General features: G+C 64.0%; 18 protein-coding genes. 10 read left to right on the top strand and 8 right to left on the bottom strand.

Annotated elements, in window-relative coordinates; all coding sequences use genetic code 11:
• Window positions 1-768: 768 nt before the first annotated feature.
• Window positions 769-1806 (bottom strand): glucokinase, encoded by a 1038-nt coding sequence (gene glk / locus OSH12_RS22410; protein WP_266345856.1) that lies wholly within the window; start codon window positions 1804-1806, stop codon window positions 769-771.
• 44 nt (window positions 1807-1850) lie between these two features.
• Window positions 1851-2276 carry a methylglyoxal synthase gene (locus tag OSH12_RS22405; protein ID WP_266345855.1) on the bottom strand — a complete coding sequence of 142 codons (426 nt, stop codon included), beginning with the start codon at window positions 2274-2276 and terminating at the stop codon, window positions 1851-1853.
• A gap of 350 nt (window positions 2277-2626) precedes the next feature.
• On the opposite strand from OSH12_RS22405, the gene OSH12_RS22400 reads away from it, so the two are divergent.
• The 7 genes from OSH12_RS22400 (at window position 2627) to deoA (ending at window position 10684) form a co-directional block, all read left to right on the top strand.
• Window positions 2627-3619, top strand: coding sequence for a BMP family lipoprotein (locus OSH12_RS22400; RefSeq protein ID WP_266345854.1), 993 nt, complete (start codon window positions 2627-2629; stop codon window positions 3617-3619).
• 260 nt (window positions 3620-3879) lie between these two features.
• Window positions 3880-5412: an ABC transporter ATP-binding protein gene (locus OSH12_RS22395; RefSeq protein ID WP_266345913.1), complete on the top strand. Its 1533-nt coding sequence runs from the start codon at window positions 3880-3882 to the stop codon at window positions 5410-5412.
• A gap of 256 nt (window positions 5413-5668) precedes the next feature.
• Entirely contained in the window at window positions 5669-6799 is a 1131-nt protein-coding gene (locus OSH12_RS22390) for an ABC transporter permease (RefSeq protein ID WP_266345853.1), read from the top strand.
• Between the two features lie 9 nt (window positions 6800-6808).
• Window positions 6809-7777 carry an ABC transporter permease gene (locus tag OSH12_RS22385; RefSeq protein ID WP_266345852.1) on the top strand — a complete coding sequence of 323 codons (969 nt, stop codon included), beginning with the start codon at window positions 6809-6811 and terminating at the stop codon, window positions 7775-7777.
• 1 nt (window position 7778) lies between these two features.
• Complete coding sequence (gene cdd / locus OSH12_RS22380; protein WP_266345851.1) at window positions 7779-8204, top strand: cytidine deaminase; 426 nt, start codon at window positions 7779-7781, stop codon at window positions 8202-8204.
• On the top strand, window positions 8204-9022 hold the full coding sequence (locus OSH12_RS22375) for a purine-nucleoside phosphorylase (RefSeq protein WP_266345850.1): 819 nt from the start codon (window positions 8204-8206) through the stop codon (window positions 9020-9022). The genes cdd and OSH12_RS22375 overlap by 1 nt, the downstream gene beginning before the upstream one ends.
• Window positions 9023-9373: 351 nt before the next feature.
• The gene (gene deoA / locus OSH12_RS22370; RefSeq protein WP_266345849.1) at window positions 9374-10684 is read left to right on the top strand and encodes a thymidine phosphorylase; all 1311 of its coding nucleotides are present in this window, start codon (window positions 9374-9376) and stop codon (window positions 10682-10684) included.
• Here the strand turns inward: deoA and OSH12_RS22365 are convergent.
• The 3 genes from OSH12_RS22365 to OSH12_RS22355 all read right to left on the bottom strand — a co-directional run bounded on the left by OSH12_RS22365 (window position 10663) and on the right by OSH12_RS22355 (window position 12880).
• Window positions 10663-11082, bottom strand: a complete 420-nt coding sequence (locus OSH12_RS22365) for a YciI family protein (protein WP_266345848.1) — start codon at window positions 11080-11082, stop codon at window positions 10663-10665. The genes deoA and OSH12_RS22365 overlap by 22 nt on opposite strands.
• Before the next feature lie 43 nt (window positions 11083-11125).
• Window positions 11126-11839 (bottom strand): DUF899 family protein, encoded by a 714-nt coding sequence (locus OSH12_RS22360; RefSeq protein WP_266345847.1) that lies wholly within the window; start codon window positions 11837-11839, stop codon window positions 11126-11128.
• Between the two features lie 114 nt (window positions 11840-11953).
• Window positions 11954-12880, bottom strand: coding sequence for a cation diffusion facilitator family transporter (locus tag OSH12_RS22355; protein WP_266345846.1), 927 nt, complete (start codon window positions 12878-12880; stop codon window positions 11954-11956).
• A gap of 205 nt (window positions 12881-13085) precedes the next feature.
• On the opposite strand from OSH12_RS22355, the gene OSH12_RS22350 reads away from it, so the two are divergent.
• Complete coding sequence (locus tag OSH12_RS22350; protein ID WP_266345845.1) at window positions 13086-14273, top strand: AI-2E family transporter; 1188 nt, start codon at window positions 13086-13088, stop codon at window positions 14271-14273.
• The gene (locus OSH12_RS22345) at window positions 14270-14707 is read left to right on the top strand and encodes a potassium channel family protein (protein WP_266345844.1); all 438 of its coding nucleotides are present in this window, start codon (window positions 14270-14272) and stop codon (window positions 14705-14707) included. The genes OSH12_RS22350 and OSH12_RS22345 overlap by 4 nt, the downstream gene beginning before the upstream one ends.
• A gap of 213 nt (window positions 14708-14920) precedes the next feature.
• Here OSH12_RS22345 and OSH12_RS22340 read toward each other — a convergent pair whose 3' ends face one another.
• Window positions 14921-16234, bottom strand: coding sequence for a ParB N-terminal domain-containing protein (locus OSH12_RS22340; protein WP_266345843.1), 1314 nt, complete (start codon window positions 16232-16234; stop codon window positions 14921-14923).
• 308 nt (window positions 16235-16542) lie between these two features.
• Between OSH12_RS22340 and OSH12_RS22335 the strand changes: the two genes are divergently transcribed.
• Window positions 16543-17304 carry an SDR family NAD(P)-dependent oxidoreductase gene (locus OSH12_RS22335; RefSeq protein ID WP_266345842.1) on the top strand — a complete coding sequence of 254 codons (762 nt, stop codon included), beginning with the start codon at window positions 16543-16545 and terminating at the stop codon, window positions 17302-17304.
• A 797-nt stretch (window positions 17305-18101) separates the two neighbouring features.
• Here the strand turns inward: OSH12_RS22335 and cysK are convergent.
• Window positions 18102-19067 (bottom strand): cysteine synthase A, encoded by a 966-nt coding sequence (cysK, locus tag OSH12_RS22330; RefSeq protein WP_266345841.1) that lies wholly within the window; start codon window positions 19065-19067, stop codon window positions 18102-18104.
• A 70-nt stretch (window positions 19068-19137) separates the two neighbouring features.
• A complete protein-coding gene (gene dut / locus OSH12_RS22325; RefSeq protein WP_266345840.1) occupies window positions 19138-19614 on the bottom strand; it encodes a dUTP diphosphatase in 477 nt (158 codons plus the stop codon).
• Window positions 19615-19621: the final 7 nt, after the last annotated feature.

Below are 19621 nucleotides of genomic sequence, written 5' to 3'. Positions count from 1 at the left end.
CTGCCCCACGCTCGCCGTCATCCCCGCGCAGGCGGGGACCCATTCATCCGGGTTTTTGACGCGAAGCTGAAGCCTGAACGCCCTGGGCTTCGGCTGCATGGATCCTCGCTTGCGCGAGGATGACGGAGTTTGGGTGTTTGCCTTCGGAGCCTGGGCGCAAGGCTCAAGCCTGCGGCGGGCGAGCTGAGGCGGCGTTCCTTCACCTCTCGCCTCTAGGGAGAGGTCGACGGCCGAAGGCCGGCGGGCGAGGGGGTACGGCCTCGCCGACTGGCGTCCTCGGAAACCGGCCTGTGGACCGCCTCCGCCATCATCCTGAGGTGCTTCGCGTCAGCGAAGCCTCGAAGGAGGCTCCAGCGGGCATCCCGGCATGTCAACGGAAGTCCGGCGAAATCAGAGCGCTTCCGGACCCTCCTTGGAGGCCCGGCTTTGCCGGGCACCTCAGTGTCCGGCCCATAATTCGAAAAGCGAGCCCGATCTTCCATTCGACCCCCGTTGCCCCTTACCTCTCCCTGAGGGAGAGGTCGGAGCGCAGCTCCGGGTGAGGGTTTAGGGAACCATCCGGAGAGGCCGTAGACCCTCACCCGCCAGCCTTCGGCTGTCGACCTCTCCCTCAGGGAGAGGTGAAGGAAGGGCCTTTCGGACCGCACCAGTGAGGAGGCTCCAACTGCTTCCCTCAACTACGTATTACGGGCCAGACACTCAGGGTGATGATCGACCTGCTCGATTGCAGGCCACTCCCTCGGGGAGTGGTGAAGGAAGAACGCCCGCTCACTTGTGCCAGCGGCGGCCTTCGGTGACGACGCCGAAAAGCTCGGGATGGCGGGCATAGGCGGTGATGCCGGCCAAGGCCGGCTCCGGATGGACCACGACCGAGGTCGGCATCCGGTCCATCATCGCGCCATGCGGCACCTTGTCGATGAAGGCCTCGCGAAACCCGCTCTGCTTCAGGAAGGGCGCAATCTTGGCGGCGATGCCGCCAGCCAGGAACACGCCGCCATTCGCCATGAAGATCAGCGCCAGATTGCCGGCAAGACGGCCGAGATGGACGCAGAAGAGTTCAAGCGCTTCCTCGGCGGCCGCGTCGGAGCGATCCATCGCGGCGGCGGTGATCTCGGACGGGTTGTCGAAGCGGGGCGATGCGCCATTGGCGGCGACGACGGCGCGATAGAGCCGCAACAGGCCGCTGCCGGAGAGCAGCGTCTCGCCCTCGATGCGCGCAAACGGGTCGGTCTGCTGGTGCGGGCGCTCGATATGCGGCCAGATCTCGAAATCGCGCCGGCTCACAGGGGTGAGGTCGATATGGCCGCCTTCGCCGGGGACCGGCACCCAGATGCCATTGGCGTGGATCAGGGCCGCCGCGCCGAGGCCGGTGCCGGGGCCGACCACGACCTGCGCGGCGCTGGCGTGCGGCTGGCCGCTGCCGATCGTCACCAGATCGTCGCCGGCCAGCGCCGGCAGCGACAGCGACAGCGCTTCGAAATCATTCAGCAGGATCACTTCGTCCATGTCGAAGCGGGCGATCATCCGCTTCGGCTCGACAACCCAATGGCAATTGGTCAGCGGCACCCGGTCGCCCTGGATCGGCCCGGCCAGCGCCAGCACGGCCGAATGCGGCGTCACGCCTTCCGGCAGCACGGCGGCGATCGCATCATCGATGGTGGCGAAATCGGCGGTCAGCACGGTCGGGAAACGGATGACCCGCCCGTCCTCGTCGGGAACCAGCGCAAAGCGGGCGTTGGTGCCGCCAATATCGCCAATCAGCGTCGGGAACGGAACGAAATCGCGGGTCGGAGAGGAAGCGGTCATGGTGCCTTGGGTTCGCTCGCGCGTCGGGAAACGGGATCGGGTCGTCAGGTCGTCTGCAGGAACGCGTCGGGATGGGCGATCAGCAATTCGGCGGTGGAGCGGTTAAGCGCCATCGGAATGTCGTAGAGTGCCCCCAGCCGCATCAGCGCCTTGACGTCTACGTCATGCGGCATCGGCGTCAAGGGATCGACGAAGAAGATAAGCCCCTTGATGCGGCCTTCCGCGATCAGCGATCCGATCTGCTGGTCGCCGCCGAGCGGTCCGCTCTTCAGCCGCGTCACCGGCAGGCTCGGCACCGCGTCGAGGATGCGGCTGCCGGTCGTGCCGGTCGCATAGAGGTCGAAGTCCGAAAGCTTGGCCTGATGCGTCACGGCAAAGGCGACGAGGTCGTCCTTCTTCTTGTCATGGGCAACCAGCGCCAATGCCGGGTGGATCTGGTCTGGGCGTCTTTCGGCCGGGCGGATCGTCATCGTCAGTCCTCCATGCGGTCGTCCGGACCGGCTCGTCAGTGATAGAAAAATCGGGGTCCGAGGAAAAGCCGAAAGTGCGGCAGACGACAATTTGATTGAGCGCCTCGCGACGGCGTTTCTTTGATCAGTTGTATAAAAAAATGTCGCCGCATAATCTGGCCCCCACGATCCGCCTTGCAGGGAAAGCGGCGGATAGGCGGGGGGCTGTTCAAAGAAAGCGCATGAAATTTGCGTAGCCCCATGCGAAATTGGGCTGAACGCCCGCTCGTCGGTAACGTCAGGGGAACTTTCGGTCTGGCGGCCAAATGCCAGCCGGACGAAAAAGCCTTCAAGAGGAGAGAGTCACCATCATGATCCGCAAGTTTATCGGTGTAGCCTTCGTGGCCCTTATGGCTACCGGTTCGGCATGGGCTGCCGACGTCAAGCCGGCCATCGTCTATGGCACGGGCGGCAAGTTCGACAAATCCTTCAACGAAGCCGGTTTCAACGGCTCGGAGAAGTTCAAGACCGAGACCGGCATCGACTACAAGGATTTCGAGCCGCAGAACGACACGCAGGGCGAGCAGGCAATCCGCAATTTCGCCAAGCGCGGTTATAACCCCGTCGTCGCGCTCTCCTTCGCCTGGACCGATGCGGTCGCCAAGGTGTCCAAGGAATTCCCGGAGACCCAGTTCGTGCTGGTCGACTCCGTCGTCGATGCGCCGAACGTCCGTTCGGTCGTGTTCGCCGAGGATGAAGGCTCGTATCTCGTCGGCGTTCTCGCCGGCCTGAAGTCTGAATCCAAGAAGGTCGGCTTCGTCGGCGGCATGGATATCCCGCTGATCCGCAAGTTCGGCTGCGGCTATGTCCAGGGCGCCAAGGCTGCCGGTGCGACCGACGTGTTCCAGAACATGACCGGTACGACGGGCGCTGCCTGGAACGATCCCGTGCGCGGTGGCGAACTCGCCAAGTCGCAGATCGACCAGGGCGCGGACGTGATCTACGCGGCTGCCGGCGCAACCGGCCTCGGCGTGCTGCAGACGGCCGTCGACGCGGGCAAGCTCGGCATCGGCGTCGATTCCAACCAGAACCACCTGCATCCCGGCAAGATCCTGACCTCGATGGTCAAGCGCGTCGATGTGGCCGTGTTCAATGCCTATGCCGACGTCAAGGAAGGCAAGTTCACCGCCGGCACCCAGGCCCTCGGCCTGAAGGAAGGCGGCGTGGATTGGGCGCTCGACGACAACAACAAGCCGCTCGTCACCGACGAGATGAAGGCTGCCGTGGAGAAGGCCAAGGCCGACATCATCTCCGGCACCGTCAAGGTTCATGACTACATGAGCGACGAGAAGTGCCCGGGCTAATCCCGGACGCTTCCTGAGACGAGGCCGCGATGCCGGAGCGATCCGGCATCGCGGTTCACGAGCGACGCGGCCAGAGGCGCCGTCGGATTGTCCGGCGCGGAGAACGGCGGCGAACCGAGACGACAGGGGATATCCCGGCGAAGCATGGCTTCGGGCGGGTGAGGCGGTCCGGCCCCTGTCCCGGTCATGGCGATGAACAATCCGGCCATCTTCCGTGCGAAGATGCAGCCGTTTCGGGGCCCTGAATGACAGCTTCGACCTTGGATCCGACCCCCGCCATCGAACTTGTCGGCATCGACAAGCGCTTCGGGGCGGTGCACGCCAACAAGAATATCCATCTTTCCGTTGCCAAGGGCTCGATCCACGGCATCATCGGCGAGAACGGCGCCGGCAAGTCGACGCTGATGTCGATACTCTATGGTTTTTACCATGCCGACAGCGGCCAGATCCTGGTCGACGGCAAGGATCTGAAGATCACCGACAGCCAGACCGCGATCCGCGCCGGCATCGGCATGGTCCATCAGCACTTCATGCTGGTCGAGAATTTCTCCGTCCTCGAAAACGTCATGCTCGGCGTCGAGGGCGGCGTGCTGCTGAAGGGTGGCGAGACCGCCGTGCGCGGCGCGCTGCAGCAGATCGAGCGCGAATACGGGCTCGACGTCGACCCGGATGCGATCATCGAGGAACTCCCCGTCGGCAAGCAGCAGCGGGTCGAGATCCTGAAAGCGCTCTATCGCGGCGCCGAGGTGCTGATCCTCGACGAGCCGACCGGCGTGCTGACGCCTGCCGAGGCCGACCACCTGTTCAAGATGCTGGCGCAGCTGAAGGCGCAGGGCAAAACCGTCATCCTGATCACGCACAAGCTGCGCGAGATCATGGCGATCACCGATACCGTTTCGGTCATGCGTCGCGGCGAAATGGTCGCCACCCGCAAGACCGCCGAGACCACCATGGCGGAACTGGCCGAGCTGATGGTCGGCCGCCGCGTGCTGCTGCGCGTCGAAAAGGGCGAAGCGAAGCCTGGCCCTGTCGTGCTCTCGGTCGAGAATCTGACCGTCAAGGACGGTCGCGGCGTCACCATGGTCGATAACGTGTCGTTCGAAGTCCGCGCCGGCGAGATCGTCGGCATCGCGGGAGTCGCCGGCAATGGCCAGTCGGAGCTGCTGGAAGCGATCGCCGGCATCCGCAAGGCCTCGTCCGGACGGATCGTCATGAATGGCGAGCCGGTCGATCGCAATGGCCGTATCGACCCCGCCTTGCTGCGCAAGAAGGGCCTCGCCCATGTGCCGGAAGACCGGCACCACATGGGGCTGGTGCTCTCGTTTGAGGAAAACGAAAACTCGATCCTCGGCTACCAGGACGACCCGAAATATCTGAAAGGCCCGTTCCTCAACATCGACGCGATCCGCAAGGACGCGATTGAGAAGATCGAGAAGTACGATATCCGCCCGGCCGATCCCCGGCTGAAGACGGCGAATTTCTCCGGCGGCAACCAGCAGAAGATCGTTCTGGCACGCGAGATCGAGCGGGATCCGGCCTGTCTTCTCGTCGGCCAGCCGACGCGCGGCGTCGATATCGGCGCCATCGAGTTCATCCACAAGCGCCTCGTCTCGCTACGCGACGAGGGCAAGGCGATCCTGCTGGTCTCGGTCGAGCTGGACGAGATCCGCTCGCTCTCCGACCGTATTCTGGTGATGTTCGCCGGCACCATTGTCGGCGAGCCGGCGGCGCATGCCGACGAGCAGGAAATCGGCCTGATGATGGCCGGCATCGGCCGGGAGGCGGCGGAGTGATGTCTGATGGTCAAGCAAGACCCTCACCCAACCCTCTCCCGCGAGCGGGCGAGGGCCTTTCCGCCGGTGTGGCGGTGACGCCGGGACCAGGCTCGATCGGCCCCCTCTACCGCTTGCGGGAGAGGGCTGGGGTGAGGGGACTTCGGCCGACCGTTTCCGGCAACGCCGTGAACCCTTACCCGCCGGCTTCGCCGTCGACCTCTCCCTCAGGGAGAGGTGAAGATTTCGGCCCGCGCACCATCAACGGATTGCACCCATGAGCGTCCCACTCGGAACCCTGCCGCGCTGGGTCAATTTTGGCCTGCTGCCGCTTCTCAACGTCGCCGTGGCCTTCGCCATTTCCGGCCTCGTCGTGCTGTTCATCGGCGAAAACCCGATCGAAGCGGTGAAATATCTCGTTGCCGGCGCGCTCGGCGACGGCGAGGGCATTGCTTTCACCCTCTATTACGCCACCAATTTCATCTTCACCGGCCTCGCGGTCGCGGTCGCCTTCCATGGCGGCCTGTTCAACATCGGCGGTGAAGGCCAGGTCTATCTCGGCGGCCTTGGCGTCGCCTTCGCAGCGCTCGCGCTCGACCGCTACATGCCGTGGTACATCACCGCCGTGCTGGCGACGGCCGCCGCTTTCGCGTTTGGCGCGGCGTGGGCGTTCATTCCCGCCTGGCTGCAGGCGAAACGCGGCAGCCACATCGTCATCACGACGATCATGTTCAATTTCATCGCCGCCGCGCTGATGGTCTATCTGCTGGTCAACGTCATCAAGCAGCCCGGCAACATGTCGCCGCAGACGCGCCTGTTCGAGGAAGGCGGCCAATTGCCGAAGCTCGGCTGGCTGATGCAGGTGTTCGGCCTCGACATCGGCGCCGCGCCCTTCAATGTCTCGTTCCTGATCGCGCTGGTCGCGGCCTTCGCGGTGTGGCTGCTGATCTGGCGCACCCGCTTCGGCTTCGAGATCCGCACGATGGGCACCAATGCGACGGCCGCCGTCTATGCCGGCATTCCCTATGTGAAGACCGTCGTCGTCACCATGCTGATCTCCGGCGGCCTGTCCGGCATGATGGCGCTGAACCCGGTGATGGGCGACGCCGGCAAGCTGCAGATCGATTTTCCCGCCGGCGCCGGCTTTGTCGGCATCGCCGTGGCGCTGATGGGCCGCTCGCATCCGGTCGGCATCGTCATCGCCTCGATCCTGTTCGGCGTGCTGTACCAGGGCGGCGCGGCGCTCGCTTTCGACATGCCCAATATCTCGCGCGAGGTGATCATCCTGATCCAGGGTCTGGTCATCCTGTTCGCCGGTGCGCTCGAACACATGTTCCGTCCGGCGCTGATCGTGCTGTTCGCCCCGAAACCCAAATCCGTCGCGGCTTCCGCCGCCGGCGCGGCCTGAGGAGCGATCATGGACTTCGCCGATCTGATCCAGATCCTCGCCGCCACGGTTCGCCTGTCGGTGCCGTTGATCTTCACCGCGCTCGCCGGCCTCTATGCCGAGCGCTCCGGCATCTTCGACATCGGCCTTGAAGGCAAGATGCTGTTCTCGGCCTTTTCGGCCGCCTCGGTCGCCACCGTCACCGGATCGGCCTGGCTCGGCCTTTTCGCCGGCATCCTGACCGGCGTGCTGCTCAGCCTGCTGCACGGCTTCGCCTCGATCACCCAGCGCGGCAACCAGATCATCTCCGGCGTCGCGATCAATTTCATCGCCTCCGGCCTGACGATCCTGCTCGGCAATGCCTGGTTCGGCCAGGGCGGCCGCACGCCGCAATTGCCCAATACGGCGCGCTTCACCGAGATCACGCTGCCGTTTGCTGCCGATATCGCGCCGATCCCCTTCATCGGCCCGCTCTATTCCGGGCTGATCTCCGGCCAGAACATCCTCGTCTATCTGGCCTTCCTCGCCGTCCCGTTCACCTGGTGGGTGCTCTATCGCACCCGCTTTGGCCTCCGCGTCCGCGCGGTGGGCGAGAATCCCGGCGCCGTCGACACGGCCGGCATTTCGGTGGCGTGGCTGCGTTATCGCGCGCTGATCTGCTGCGGCATCCTTGCCGGTTTCGCCGGCACCTATCTGTCGATCGCCCAGTCCGCCGGCTTCATCCGCGAGATGTCGGCCGGCAAGGGCTATATCGCGCTTGCCGCGCTCGTCTTCGCCAAGTGGAAGCCACTCAACGTGCTTCTGACCTGCCTGCTGTTCGGCTTCCTCGATGCGGCCTCGATCCGCCTGCAGGGCATCATCATCCCGGGCTTCGGCGAGGTTCCGGTCCAGTTGATCCAGGCACTGCCCTACATCCTGACCGTGATCCTGCTTGCCGGCTTCATCGGCAAGGCGATCCCGCCCAAGGCTGGCGGCGTGCCCTATGTGAAGGAGCGCTAGAATGGACGACCAGCTGAAGGCCGAACTGCTGGAGCGGGCGCAGGAAGTCCGCCTCAATGCCCACGCGCCCTATTCGAAATTTCTGGTCGGCGCCGCCGTCCTGACCGAGGACGGCAGCGTCTATGTCGGCGCCAATGTCGAAAACGCCGCCTATCCCGAGGGCTGGTGCGCTGAGACTTCGGCTATCGGCCAGATGATCGCCGCCGGCATTCCCGGCGAAGGCCGCCGCATCGCGGCTGTCGTCGTCGTGGCCGACCGGGTCGATGGCGGCATTGTCTGCACGCCCTGCGGTGGCTGTCGCCAGCGGCTGAAGGAATTTTCGCATCCCAACACCTTGATCCATTGCTCGGATCCGACCGGCGAGGGCCAGGATTTCACCATGGCCCAGCTGCTGCCCGCCGGCTTCTCCATGGACGAGCGGTTCTGATGTCCGCGCTCCGGGACGACGGTCGCGCCGCGGCCGCCGTGCTGCGCGATCGGCGCGATGCGCCCTATCGCATCGGCATCGTCCTCGGTTCCGGCCTTGGCCCGCTGGCGGACGCCGTCACCGACGCCGTCCGGATCCCCTATGCCGACCTGCCCGGCATGCCGGTCTCGAAGGTCTCTGCCCATGCCGGCGCGCTGGTGGCGGGACGACTGGACGGCGTCGAAGTCCTCGTCTTCTCCGGCCGCTCGCACTTTTACGAGTCCGGCGATGCATCGGTGATGCGCAACGCCATCGGCATGTTGAAAGAACTGGGCTGCGAGGGCGTCATCCTCACCAACGCCGCCGGTTCGCTGCGCCCGGAAATGGGCCCCGGCTCGCTGATGATGCTGGAAGACCACATCAATTTCTCGGGCCGCAATCCGCTGATCGGCGAGGAGACGGATGCCCGCTTCGTTGGCCTTTCGGTCGCCTATGACCTGGTCTGGCGCGCCAGCCTGGAGCGCGCCGCCAAGCGCGAGGGCCTCGATCTGGAGAGCGGCATCTACATGTGGTTCTCCGGCCCCGCCTTCGAGACGCCGGCCGAAATCCGCATGGCGCGCATCCTCGGCGCCGATGCCGTCGGCATGTCGACCGTTCCGGAGACCATTCTGGCCCGCTTCTTCGGGCTGAAGGTCGCCGCCATCTCCAACATCACAAATCTCGGCGCCGGCATGGCGGCGGGCGAGCTTTCGCATGAAGAGACCAAGGAGATGGCTCCGCTCGGCGCGAAAAAGCTCGAAAAGATCATCCGCCGCTTTCTGCGGGATCTGGGGGACTGAGGACGATCCAGCCCTCCTTTCACCTCTCCCTGAGGGAGAGGTCGGAGCGAAGCTCCGGGTGAGGGTTTACGGCCTCACCGGATGGTTCCCCGTTCCGCAGTACCCCCATGTCCAACATCCTGAGGAGGCTTTCGAAGAAAGCCGTCTCGAAGGACGCACGACTGAAGGGCAGGATTCGCTCGGGTTTGCACGACGGCTCCGCGTCCTTCGAGACGGCCCTGCGGGCTTCCTCAGGATGTTGAGGGCGGGGCTTTGCAAAGGTCTCTCCGAGGGGAGAGGTGAGGTATAGTGCGATCCGGTTGGAAGAAGCCGGGTCGAACTCGGACTACGCTTGGGAGGCGTGCCAAAAAAATGCTGCCGCAGGAAATCATCCGCGCCAAGCGCGAGGGCGAGGTTCTGCCCTCGGACGCGATCCGCTTCATGGTCGAGGGGCTGACCTCCGGCGCCGTCTCGGAGGGGCAGGTCGCCGCCTTCGCCATGGCGATCTTCTTTCGCGGCATGAGCCGCGACGAGGCGGTGGCGCTGACGCTCGCCATGCGTGATTCCGGCTCGGTGCTGGACTGGTCGCATCTCGATGGCCCCGTTGTCGACAAGCATTCGACCGGCGGCGTCGGAGACAATGTCTCGTTGATGCTGGCCCCGGCCGTTGCCGCATGCGGTGTCTATGTGCCGATGATTTCCGGTCGTGGTCTCGGCCATACCGGCGGCACGCTGGACAAGTTCGACGCCATCCCCGGCTACAAGAGCCAGCCCGACCTCGATCTGTTCCGCCAGGTGGTGAGGGATTGCGGCACCGCCGTCATCGGCCAGACCGCCGATCTCGCGCCGGCCGACAAGCGCCTCTACGCCATCCGCGACGTCACCGCGACGGTCGAATCGATCCCGCTGATCACGGCCTCTATCCTGTCGAAAAAGCTCGCCGCCGGGCTGCAGGGCCTCGTCCTCGACGTCAAGACCGGCACTGGCGCCTTCATGGCCAGCCACGCTGACGCTCGCGCGCTGGCAAAAAGCCTGGTCGAGGTGGCGAATGGCGCCGGTGTCCGCACCACGGCCCTGATCACCGACATGAACGAGCCGCTTGCGTCCGCCGCCGGCAATGCGCTCGAGGTGAGAAACGCCGTCCACTACCTGACGGACGCCGCGAGAGATGCACGCCTGCATGAGATCACCGTGGCGCTCGGCGCCGAGATGCTGATCACCGCCGGCCGAGCCGATGGCGTTTCCGCCGCGCGTGACCGCATCGAGACGGCGATTACCTCCGGCCGCGCGGCGGAGGTGTTTGGACGCATGGTGGCGGGGCTCGGCGGCCCCACGGATTTCGTCGAGCGCGTCGATGACTATTTGCCGAAGGCTACCGTGGTCCGCGACGTGCTGGCGGAAGGCGAGGGCCATGTTTCGGCGATCGACACCCGCGCCGTCGGCATCTCCGTGATCGAGCTTGGCGGCGGCCGTCGTGTCGCCAGCGACCCGATCGACCTTTCCGTCGGCTTTTCTCACCTGGCCGGCCTCGGCACGCGCCTCGACGCGAACACGCCGCTCGCCCGCATCCACGCCAGGTCAGACGCGGATGCCGACCGTGTCAGCGAACTTCTGCGCGCCGCCTATCGCCTCGGTGACAAGCCGGAGCCCGCCGCGACGGTCTATGAGCGGGTCGACGGCTGATCGACCGCGCGCGAAAGGGCGGGTGGCCGCCCTTCGCCCGTCACGCTGTGCGTCTGGTCGAGGATCGGCCGGACCTCGATGCTGCCCATCCGCGCCATCGGCGACGCCTTCGCCACCGCGATCGCCGCCTCCCTGTCGTCCGCCTCGATGATCAGGAAGCCGCCGAGAATCTCCTTGGCCTCGGAGAAGGGGCCGTCGGTGACGTTGGCGTGCCCCGCGCGCACGCGCACGACGGCGGCGCTCTCCGGCGCTTGCAGCGGCCGCGCCAGGATCAGCCGGCCCGCCTGGCGCAGGGCCCAATCCTGGACGATCGTCTCGTCGGTGAGCCGGGCTTGCTCTTCCTTCGAAAGCGCCGCCATCGCGTCGCCGTCGACATAGACCAGGCAGGCAAACTGCATCGGAAATCTCCGTTCTTGCGCGCGGGTAGGGTGAGGCCCGGCCTCAGCGATATTCGAGGCTCGGATACCAATCGGTGCCGCGGCCTTCCGGCGTCAGGTCAAGGATGGTCCAGAGCGGCATCGGGTCCGGCGCGCCGCGCGGGTCCTGGCCGGGATCGGCGGTCTCGCCCATCTCGTCGCCCCAGAAATGCCGGATGACGCCGTCGCGCCGGGTGAACACGTTGAGGGCCGGAATATCGGCATCCTCGGCGCTCACATAATCGCGGGTAAAATCGCCGCTGACGTCAGAATAGAGCTTTAGCGCCTTCCAGCCGCGCTCCTGCTTGAACGCCCACAGCCGCTCGATCGGCGAGCGGGCGATCATCGCCAGGGCCACGCGTTGCTCGACATCGCGCGCCTCGCCGTCCCAGGCGCTCATCATCGAGGTGCACATCGGGCAGGGCCGCTTGCGCTGCGGGCCATACATGTAGCTGTAGACGACCAAGGTCTGGTGATCGCCGAACAGGCTGGCGAAATCGACCGGCCCCATTTCGCTTTCAAACGCATAGTTCTTCGCAACGACGCCGCCCGGCGGCAGGTGACGCCGCAACTCGGCCACCCGCTCGATATGGCGACGCAACTCGATCTCTTCCGCCAGGAGCGCCTGGCGCGCGCGGCGATACTCGTCGCTTTCGTTCAGAACCCGGCCGGTGTTCCGCGCGGCCATTTCCGCTGCCGGGACAAGGTCTCCCGGCTGGACGATCTGGTCATGAGGCATTTTCTCATCCCCTTGCTGGTTCGCGCTGGCGCCGGCCAAAACAGCCGCGCCTCCACTCCTCAACGAACGAGCCCGGCCGGAATCGACAGCCGCGGGAAAAATTAGGGAGAAAAGCTATTCGGCCCATTCGCTGTCGGTGGTGAAGGCGATGGTCAGCCAGCGATTATAGCTCTCGTCGCCGATGGCCTCGCCGATCTCGTCGCGGATCTTGTCCCATTCCTCCAGCCGCCGCGCCGCGCCGTTGCGGGCGACGATGAAATAGATCTCGATCTGCTTGGCGCGGCCCACCTTGGCGACATAGGCGCGATAGGTGAGAAATCCATGCCGCTGGACCGTATCCCGCGCCACCTGGTCGACATGTTCCTTCAGGTCGGCCGGCGTCAGAAGCAGCATGTCGGCCACCGCCTGCCGCACCGTGCCGATCGGAATCGGGATGATGGCGACGCTGATGATCGCCAGCACGGCCGGGTCGATATAGGGCGTCATCCAGTCGTATCGCGTGCCCTCGACGCCATAGCCGATGAGAAAGGCGATCAGCAGCGCCGCGCTGATCGCGCCGGACATCAGCCAGGAATGGATGTCCAGTTTGAGAAAGTCGGACTCGATTTTCCGGTTCGCGCGCCAGTCGAAAAACGCCATGCCGAGGCAGACGACCAGCGTCGTCGCGGCATAGAGGATGGCATAGCCGAATTCCAGTTCGCGGCCGCCGCCCTGGATCGAGAGGATGGCGTTGATCAGCGCATAGATGGCAACCATGATCAAAATGGTGCCGTTCAGCCCCAGAACCATCGGCTCCAGATGCCAGAAGCCCATGGTGAAGCGGTTGCGCAGTTTTCCTGAAAGCGCGTCGCTCTGCGCCGATTTGACGATCAGCGCCGAAACGCCCAGCGCCACGGTCGTCATGGCGGCGTCGGCCAGCGCGAACACACCGTCGAAGGCGATGGAGAACGAGCCCGAAAGCAGCCCGAAAACGATGCCGAACGCCGCGACGACGAAGGTGATGAGGATCGACGCGCGAAGGACGCCCTGTTCGGTCAGCAATATTCTTTCCTCACCCTCCGGCCGCCCGAATGCGCCGGTCGCCGGACTTTAGAGCAAGAAGCACCTGGGTAGAATCCGACTTTTCACCTCTCCCTCAGGGAGAGGTGAGGAATGGCGCTTCAAAGAAGATGGATCTCGCTCTAGCGGCGCCGGTCGGTCGATGCACCCCATACCCCGCTCATCCCGCAAACTTACGCAGGGGAAGATGTCATTTGTGATATGCTGTTGGGACGGACCGGGCGCGTCGCGAAAACTGCTGCAAGAGATGGAAGCAGAGGGCAAGCGGATGGATCAGGATGCGCCAGAGGCTGGCTACGCGCCGCCGCGCTCCAACCTGCTCGATACGGCGCTCCAGCTCGGGCTGGCGGCCCTTCTGGTTTATGTCTGCGTCCGCATCCTGCTGCCCTTTACCGCCATTCTGCTCTGGTCGGTTATCCTTGGCGTGATGCTGTATCCGCTGCATCGCCGTCTGGCCGTTCCTCTCGGAAATCGCGGATCGGCGCTGCTGATCGGCGTGGTCGGCGTCACCTTGACGCTGGTGCCGATGGTCGTCGTGGTGACGTCGCTCGGGTCTTCGCTCTATTCGCTTGTCTCGGGCCTGCAGAACAACGACCTGACCGTGCCGCCGCCGCCGCCCCGGCTTGCCGACATCCCGGTGGTGGGCGCGAAGCTGACCGAGATCTGGGCGCTCGTCGCCACCAATCTGCCGGCAGCACTTGCCAAATATCGCTCGGCGCTAAGCGGGTTCACGGCGTGGCTGCTGTCGTTCGCTCGCGATCTCGCCGCCGGCGAATTGTCATTCGTCGTTTCCGTCGGCATCGCCGCTGTGCTCGTCGCCTATGGCAAGGGCGCCGCCAATTTCGCCCTGCGCCTGTTGCAGCGTGTCACCGGTAGCCGGGAGCGAGGGGCGCACCTCGCGACGCTGACGGTCGCCACGATCCGGGGCGTGGCCCTCGGCGTCATCGGCGTCGCGGTGATCCAGGCCCTGCTGGTCGGGATCGGCTTCTTCGCCATCGGTCTATCGGCGGCCGGTCTTTTGACGCTTGTCGCCCTCCTGCTGGGCATCGTGCAGGTGCCGGTGACGCTCTTGACGCTGCCTGTCATCGCCTACGTCTTCCTGACCGAAGCCACGACGCCGGCCGTCCTCTTCACGATCTGGAGCCTCGTCATGGGCCTCAGCGATAATGCGCTGAAGCCCCTGCTGCTGGGTCGCGGGCTGGAAGTGCCGATGCCGGTGATCCTGATCGGCGTCATTGGAGGTGTGCTTGCCGATGGTCTTCTCGGCCTGTTTGTCGGGCCGGTGCTTCTGGCTGTCGCCTATGTGCTGCTGATGGAATGGCTGCGCCAGCGCCCGGTCGGCAACGGCCAGCGGGGGGATGAACCACTACCGTGATCGTAATCCTGGCTCTCGGCCTGTTGGCGATATTGGGATGCCTTGTGCTCCAGGCCTACGCATCGATGGTCGCGGTGCGCTACTTCGCGCGGGCCGGAACGCGACCGCTGGGCCCGAAGCCGTGGCGGGCGATTTTTCTGCAATTCTCGATCCTGATGACCGTGCTGATGCTTGGCAATTTCGTCCAGATCGCCTTTTGGGCGCTGCTCTATATCGCGCTCGGCGCCTTCGAAAACTTTGAAACGGCGTGGTATTTTTCCGGTGTGACCTTCACGTCGCTCGGTTATGGCGATGTCGTGCTGAGCGGCCGCATGCGGCTGCTTGCGCCGATGCAGGCTGCCAATGGCTTGATGATGTTTGGCATCAGCACGGCGATCTTCATCGCCGCTGTCCAGAACGCCATCGCGAGATGGCCGCGCGGCAGGCACGGCTGAGGCAGCGCGCGTCGCCCTGCGTCGATTTGACGATCAGCGTCGAGATGGCGAGCGCCACCGTCGTCATGGCGTCGGCGAGGGCGAACACGCCGTCAGATGCGACGACGAAGGTGATGAGGACGCGCTAACTGTTCGTGAGTAAGGAGGAATCCAACCAGGGATCACGACAAGAGCCTGCGGCGGCACTCCGAGAGTGTTATCTCAGCTCGATCGCTACGCGTTTATGCATTCAACGATGAAAGTCGATAAGGAACCCCACATTGATATCATGTGTTGCGGTGACGGATTAAATCTTGGCGAATGAACCCAGCTATTCATCGTTGCCATTGATAGTAATTGATCTGAATTGTTTAGCTTTTTACACTCATCATAGTATCGTTTATCGATTTTTTTCCTCGCGTTCATATCCGCCGCAACTTTTAACACGCGATTGGACAACTTGTCATTCTCGTGAACCTCCGACAGGTTCATGCTTCGGATGTAGCTATCCACTGCAAGCTCAACCAGAACCCGGAACATTACCGCTATGGCGTTAGGGTGCTTGGAGAGCTCTAAATTGCATGCAAGTTCGTCCCATATCGCCTTGAGTCGTTGCTGTTCTCCGGACCATGTCAGAGGGTATTCGACGTCGTTGGGTATCAGCGTGATCCTCGGCTGTGTCTTGGGCGCTGAGAATGGCTTTGGCTGTGATATCGCTAGGGGCTTGCTCGGTGGCATTGACGGGGGTGTCAAAACGTCTGCTGCGGTAGGCAATACGCCTTCGCGATCCAACCGATCTAGATATTGTCGCTTCGCGGATACGTCCCAGATGTCGTTCAAAACGACTGATTTGCTTGTGAGATCGTCTGCGATTTTAAACAATGCCTTGAGTGAGGCAGTTTCGTTGTGAGTGAATTCAAAATTGCCGCGCGAGATGCTGAACCCAACGCGGTTTCTGTAGGCCTCGGACGATAGCAAGCGGTTCATGTTAGAACGTGGTATTTTCCGCTTACTATCCCATAGGCTAGCGCCAACCAACCGTTTCTCCACTTCGTCCGCAATATGAAGACCGCTTGATTTGCCGGTTCGTTCAACGAAGTTCGACTTCATACGGTCGTCCCAAGTACTCTGGCCAACTCCATTCTGGGTGCCGGTGTGCCGTCGATAAAGTATGTCATCGATCCGATCCCGGTTGCTTTCAACTTGGCACGTAATGCGACTGGGAAACTCGCCTTCCCATTGCTCTCGAAGTTCGATGAAAAAGCGCTGGAGCTCAATTGTCGGCGAGCGATTGGGCCTTGCAATGAGCTTCATGCAGGTCACGCGACGGTTTCCGTCGAATACCAGGTATTCTTCGCCGTTGGGGGTGACTAGCGGAGCGTCGTATATCCCGCCCTCCGCGACGATGTCCTTGGCTAAATTCCTCATATGCAGTTCGCGGTTGCTGAACAGCCATCCGATCGCGGCAGTTTCATTTTCGAGTTCGCCGTGACGATCATTCGCCTTGTTTACTATGAGTAGCGAAAGTGGCAGTGAGCGAAATGCCATGTGCGAGCCCCCGGTCGCAAGTTTAACTAGTATAGATACGCCAGAGTCTATCTGTTCATGCAACCTTACCGTTGGGAATTTCTGCATGGTTGTGGCGTTGGCAACGCCGCTTAGCTGGGCAGCAGCGTCGTCGGCATCTTCGCCGCGATTGTGGAACGACCGTCGCGAGCAACAGCCAGTGCTCCGGGTCTTTCCCCCTCTGACGTGCGCCCCTCAAATTTTGATTCCTCTCCTTCCCGGTTTGGCCTAAAACAGGCGCGGGCCGGCCCTGCCGGCGAAGAGACATCGTTTCAGGGACGGAAACACTCATGACCAGCGGCGCCATTTATCCGAGCCTCAAGGGCCGGACCGTGCTCATCACCGGCGGCGGCAGCGGAATCGGCGAAGCCATTGTTCGCCACTTCGTCGCCCAGGGCTCGAAAGTCGGCTTCCTCGACATCAACGCCGAAGCTTCCGAAGCGCTCGTAAAAGAGCTTTCCGCCACCGGCACCGTGCACTTCGAAAAGTGCGACCTGCGCGATATCGCAGCTTTGCGCCAGTCGATCGCCAATGTGCGTGAAGCGCTCGGGCCGATCACGATCCTGGTCAACAACGCCGCGCACGACCAGCGCCACAAGCTGGAAGACGTGACGCCCGAATATTGGGACGAGCGCTACCAGGTCAACATCCGCCACCAGTTCTTCGCGGCCCAGGCCGTTGCCGAGGACATGAAGGCAGCCGGCGGCGGCGCCATCATCAACATGGGCTCGACATCCTGGATGATCGGCCAGGGCGGCATGCCGGCCTACACCTCGGCCAAATCCGCCGTGCAGGGCCTTACCCGTGGCCTGGCGCGCGATCTCGGCCCGTTCAACATCCGCGTCTGCTGCGTCGTCCCCGGCTGGATCATGACCCAGCGCCAGATCGACCTCTGGCTGACGCCGGAAGCCGAAGCCGATCTGATGGCCAAGCAGTGCCTGAAGCGCAAGCTGTTCCCGGACGACATCGCCAAGCCGGTGCTGTTCTTCGCCTCCGAAGAAGCCTCCGGCTGCACCAACCAGAGCTACGTCGTCGACGGCGGCTGGGTCTGAGTTTTTCTTTTCCATCGAAGGGGCCGGCGTTCGCGCCGGCCCCTTTTTTGTTTGGGGGGCGTGCCTGCTTGTCGCCCCGGCGAAGGCCGGGGCCCATAAGCTCAGGCCAGGGAAATCGACGCACAGGCATCTCGCCCGGCGACGGCGTGTCTGGATCCCCGTTTCCGCCGGGATGACGGGGGAGTTGGGTGCCGAGGGGGCAACTCCGTGATGAGGTGGTCGGTTCTCGACATGCTGAGGAGGCCCGAAGGGCCGTCTCGAAGCACGCAAGGCGACCTGGCTTGCACGGCCCCCTGCGTCCTTCGAGGCCGGCTTCGCCGGCACCTCAGGATGTTGAGGACGGGGTGGGCGGGGCAGCCCGAAAGAAAAGCCCCTCACCCCAGCCCTCTCCCGCAAGCGGGCGAGGGGGCAGGACGAGCCTCGCCCGAATTCTCCAACTCGCCGTCATCCCGGGCTTGACCCGGGATCCATTCAGCCGAGTGCCTTGGGAAGCTGCATGGATCCCCGCCTTCGCGGGGATGACGCCGGATGCAGTGCGCCTCTCACCTGTCCCATGGCTGAGGCGTTTTGATCGGGCCCTTGGACAACCATACTCGCCGTCATCCCGGGCTTGACCCGGGATCCATTCAGCCGAGTGCCTTGGGAAGCTGCATGGATCCCCGCCTTCGCGGGGATGACGCCGGATGCAGTGCGCCTCTCACCTGTCCCACGGCTGAGGCGTTTTGATCGGGCTCTGAGGGATACCCCTCAGCAAAACCCTCTCCCGCGCGCGGGAGAGGTGGGGAAAGCCCTCAGCCCTACTCCAGACCTTCGAACAGAGCCGTCGACAGATAGCGCTCGGCGAAGGAGGGGATGATGATGACGATATTCTTGCCGGCGTTTTCCGGCCGGGCGCCGACCTTGAGCGCCGCGGCGATCGCCGCGCCCGACGAAATGCCGACCGGGATGCCTTCGACCTTCGCCACTTCGCGCGCCGTCTCCAGCGCCTCGGCGCTGGCAATCTGGACGATCTCATCATAGATCGTCGTATCGAGCACGCCGGGGATAAAGCCGGCGCCGATGCCCTGGATCTTGTGCGGACCCGGCGCGCCGCCGGAAAGGACGGGGCTTTCGACCGGCTCGACCGCGATCACCTGGAGCGACGGCTTTCTGGGCTTCAGCGCCTGGCCGACGCCGGTAATGGTGCCGCCGGTGCCGATGCCGGAGATCAGGATATCGATGCCGCCATCGGTGTCGTTCCAGATTTCCTCCGCCGTGGTGGCGCGGTGAATCGCCGGGTTGGCCGGGTTCTGGAATTGCTGCGGAATCACGGCGTCGCCGATCTCCGCCTTCAGTTCCTCGGCGCGGGCGATCGCGCCCTTCATGCCCTTCGGGCCCTCGGTCAGCACCAGCTCGGCGCCGAGCAGCTTCAGCATCTTGCGCCGCTCGATCGACATCGTCTCCGGCATGACGAGGATCAGCCGGTAGCCGCGCGCGGCGGCGACAAAGGCGAGCGCGATACCGGTATTGCCGGAGGTCGGCTCGATCAGCGTCGTCTTGCCGGGCGTGATCGTGCCGGCAGCCTCCATCGCATCGACCATGGCGACACCGATGCGATCCTTGACCGAGGCGATCGGATTGAAGAATTCGAGCTTGGCCAGCAGATTGGCCTGCACGCCCTTCTGCTTGGCGAGCCGGTCGAGCCGGACGATCGGCGTGTCGCCCACCGTGTCGGTGATCGACGCATAAATCTTGCCGCGTCCGCGCTTCTTTTCGTCAGCCATTCTTCGTCTCCTCAACCCGTTTGTCTTGTGTCGAAAGCCTAGTCCAGCCGGTCGGCCGGGTCGAGCCTCGCTATTTGCCGCCGGTCGAGCCGAAGCCGCCGGCGCCGCGCGAAGTCTCGGCGGAAAATTCCGTGACCACCTCGAAGCGCGGCCGCACCACCGGCACGAACATCATCTGGGCGATTCGGTCGCCGGGCTGGATTTCGATCGGCGGCGTGCCGGATGCGTTGCGGTTCCAGACGCTGACGAGGATCGGCCCGAGATAGTCGGCGTCGATCAGCCCGGTCGAATTGCCGAGCACGAGACCCGTCTTGTGACCGAGGCCGGAGCGGGGAAGGATCATCGCGGCGACGAACGGGTCGCGGATGAAGAGGGAGAGCCCGCTCGGGATCAGGATGGCCGGCGATCCGGCCTCGATCGAGACGGGCGCGTCGAGCGCGGCGCGCAGGTCGATCGCCGCCGCCATGTCGCTCTGATAGGCGGGCATTCCCCAGGCTTCCAGGCGGGGATCGAGCACCTTCAGTTCGATGGTCGGCTGGTGCGGCACGGAAATG

This window comes from Kaistia terrae (assembly GCF_026344005.1).
GTDB classification, from domain to species: domain Bacteria; phylum Pseudomonadota; class Alphaproteobacteria; order Rhizobiales; family Kaistiaceae; genus Kaistia; species Kaistia terrae.
The sequence above is the reverse complement of the archived record's forward strand: the minus strand, read 5'-3'. Positions and strand labels throughout refer to the sequence as shown.